The sequence below is a fragment of the Daejeonella sp. genome (assembly GCF_044342615.1).
Lineage (GTDB): Bacteria > Bacteroidota > Bacteroidia > Sphingobacteriales > Sphingobacteriaceae > Daejeonella.
Genome location: NZ_JBIIPN010000208.1, coordinates 1 through 3,264, shown reverse-complemented (window position 1 = coordinate 3,264; position 3,264 = coordinate 1). Strand labels below are relative to the sequence as shown.

Annotated in this window: 5 protein-coding genes; all 5 read right to left on the bottom strand. The window is 38.8% G+C overall.

The annotated features are described in order from the left end of the window. Positions 1-527, bottom strand: a 527-nt coding sequence (locus tag ACIQ0D_RS12395; protein WP_395806078.1) for an ATP phosphoribosyltransferase regulatory subunit, incomplete at its 3' end; no start/stop codon positions are given. A gap of 28 nt (positions 528-555) precedes the next feature. Then, positions 556-999, bottom strand: coding sequence for a low molecular weight protein-tyrosine-phosphatase (locus ACIQ0D_RS12390; protein ID WP_395806076.1), 444 nt, complete (start codon positions 997-999; stop codon positions 556-558). Positions 1,000-1,020: 21 nt separating this feature from the next. Beyond that, entirely contained in the window at positions 1,021-1,818 is a 798-nt protein-coding gene (locus ACIQ0D_RS12385) for a S1/P1 nuclease (RefSeq protein ID WP_395806074.1), read from the bottom strand. A 6-nt stretch (positions 1,819-1,824) separates the two neighbouring features. Continuing rightward, positions 1,825-2,328, bottom strand: a complete 504-nt coding sequence (locus ACIQ0D_RS12380) for a fumarate hydratase (RefSeq protein WP_395806072.1) — start codon at positions 2,326-2,328, stop codon at positions 1,825-1,827. Between the two features lie 47 nt (positions 2,329-2,375). Then, positions 2,376-3,264: class II fumarate hydratase (locus tag ACIQ0D_RS12375; RefSeq protein ID WP_395806070.1), on the bottom strand; the 889-nt coding region annotated here is incomplete at its 5' end.

The following is a 3,264-nucleotide window of genomic DNA, read 5'->3' as shown; positions in this document are numbered from 1 at the left end:
CCCAGTTTGCTTAAAGCCTCGTGATAAATCAATACAAATTCGGCCTCATTAATTAAACTTTCGGAGCCTACTACATCCGCATCGCATTGATAAAATTCGCGGTATCTTCCTTTTTGCGGACGATCGGCACGCCAAACGGGTTGAATTTGAAAGCGTTTAAATGGGAAAGAGATATCATTTCTATGCATCACTACATAGCGTGCAAAAGGCACGGTTAGGTCGTAGCGTAATGCTTTTTCACTTATTTCTGAGATGAGTGCTTGTGAATTGCGACTATCCAATTTTTCGGAGCTTACCCCCGAAAGGTAATCTCCAGAATTTAAAACCTTAAAAATTAGCTTATCACCTTCATCCCCATATTTACCAGTTAGGGTGTTCAGATTTTCCATTGTGGGAGTTTGTATCTCCTGATAGCCATACTTTTTAAATACCGAACTGATGGTATTAAAAATATGATTGCGCTTCACCATTTCGGATGCGGAAAAATCGCGGGTACCTTTCGGAATAGATGGTTTGATTATTGCCATGTGTCAAATGTACAAAAAGACTAGAAGCTTAACGATTTGTGCCGAGCTCCTCAATAAGTTCTAAACAACGTTTTTCGATCATTTGATAAACGGGATCAAATTGATTATCGTCATGATAGGGATCGGGTACAATGCCATTTTTTAAAAAAAGACGAACTTTTCCGAAGTCCGCATCACTTTGTGCTAAGGAAATTACATCCGATAAATTATTTTGATCCATCACTAAAATATGATCAAATTTCTCAAAATCATCGCTTTGAAACTGCCTACACGATTGATTGCTAATATCTACTCCATATTTTCGAGCTACAGCAATCGACCGTCTATCGGGTTGCTCGCCAATATGCCAGTTACCCGTACCCGCCGAATCAATTTCCCAAGTCAGGTTTTTTTCCTTCACCAGATGCTCTAAAACGCCATGAGCCAATGGTGAGCGACAAATATTACCTAAACAAACCATCAAGATTTTCATGGATTTTAGCGCTTTTATGAATTAGTTTTGGAAAATATCATTTAAAAGAGCTGCTAAATGCACGCCGCCTTTCAGCAATTGTTGATTAGCAGTTTCTATATGATCATAGATGTATTTGTAGCTCAATTTCTCATCCGTTTTTACGCCAGCATATAATTTCTCACTGATTTTATAAGAATCTATTACCCATTGTGTGGCACCTTCTTGTTGAAGAGAATGTAGTCTTTTTTTATCAAGAAAATTAATGGATTTAGCGTATTCAGTATAGCTAAGATTTTGATAATCAATTAGGTCACTGTCCCATACACGGTGTAAATTAGTATTTTGACCGAACCACTTTAACTGCACTTTATTGCCTCCAAGGTCTTCAAATCGGCCAGTATGCATGGGTTGATGTAGATCCCCAACGATGTGAATTAAAAGTTTGAGGTACATCACCTTTTTTTCTTGTTCAAGTGACTTATTTTTAAGCTCTGAACTTAGAAAATTAATTCGGGTGAGTGCATTTGTAGTGGTGTCATTTTGCAAGTGCTGGCTAAGTTTCTCGATGCTCATGCCTGCTGGTAAATTGATGTAATGCCAATTACCAATATAATCAAATTTAGGTTCCGATTTAATAAAATCAGCCCAATTACTCGACATTGCTAGGCTTTCATTTCCAAGAATGTTTTTTACTTCGCGGCTCGCTTTTCGGGTCAAATAAGTCTCAGCAATTTCACCTACCACACGATGACCAAGCATTCCCCATGCCATACCTTGAAAAGGCATATTTAGCAAAATGGCGGCAAAAAATAGTTTTTTTAGGGACCAGAATTTCATAATCAATTAGTTTAGGGGTTTTTGAACGCAAACCGTTCTTTCTTTTAATGCTAATTTGAGTTGTAGATGTTGTTGCACACTTTCCAAATATAAGCTATCTGCAGCGTTTTTTCTGATTACAAAGGCTGGAAGGTATTGTCCGATGCGGTAGCAGCCCGAAATCTTTTGCTTAAAATTAGGTTTTGTGAAGGTAGCAGAAACAATTAGTGTATCCTCTTTGGTTAAATAGGTACCTTTTGCATATTCAGTCCATCTTCCATTGTTGAAACATGAATCTGGATATATATTTACTTTCGCAAATGTTTCTATCGTTACATAAACCGAATCGCAGGTAAATCGAAATTTATGTTTCGAATATTGCAATTTTTGATCTTGGTAATCAACAGAATCTTCTTCCCAAACTCCCTGTATGCCTTCATTTCCTTTTCCTTGAAGGTTGGGATTAAATTTACAGGATGTAAACGCAAGAACGCTTAATACGAATAAAAAGCAATAAGCATATTTTGCCATTTTGATAGTTTAAAAGCGCCCCGAAAACCTTCGGAGCGCATAATGAATTATTTTAGTCCGCCAATCATATCTTCCGGGCGCACCCATTGATCAAACTGCTCATTTGTTAACAGTCCGAGATCTAAAGCAGCTTCTCTGAGCGATTTATTTTCTTTTAATGCTTTTTTGGCAATTTTTGCCGCATTTTCATAACCGATATGCGGATTTAAAGCAGTTACGAGCATCAGTGAATTTTCTAAGTGCTTTTTAATGCCCTCATAATTTGGCTCGATACCCGCAACGCAATTGTCTGTAAATGAAGCACATGCATCACCAATTAAGCGTGCCGACTGTAAGAAGTTGGCCGCCATCACTGGCTTAAATACGTTTAGTTCATAATGACCATTTGATCCGCCGATGCTGATGGTTACATCATTACCCATAACCTGCGCAGCAACCATGGTAATCGCCTCATTTTGAGTGGGATTAACCTTTCCTGGCATGATAGAAGAGCCTGGTTCATTATCAGGGATATGAATTTCTCCAATTCCAGAGCGCGGACCAGAAGCAAGAAGGCGAATGTCATTACCGATTTTCATCAGCGAAACCGCAATTTGCTTCAAAGCACCATGTGTTTCTACTATGGCATCATGTGCAGCAAGTGCCTCAAATTTGTTTTCAGCAGTTATGAATGGAAGTCCGGTAAATTGGGCAATATAATCGGCCACCTTCACATCATAACCTTTAGGCGTATTAATTCCCGTACCAACGGCAGTCCCGCCAAGCGCTAATTCCGAAAGGTGGTCTAGGGTATTTTTCAAAGCTTTTAAACCGTGGTTAAGCTGAGAAACGTAACCCGAAAACTCCTGTCCCAGGGTTAAAGGCGTAGCATCCATTAAGTGCGTACGACCAATTTTAACCACATCTTTAAATTTCTCAACCTTCACTTGAAGTGCA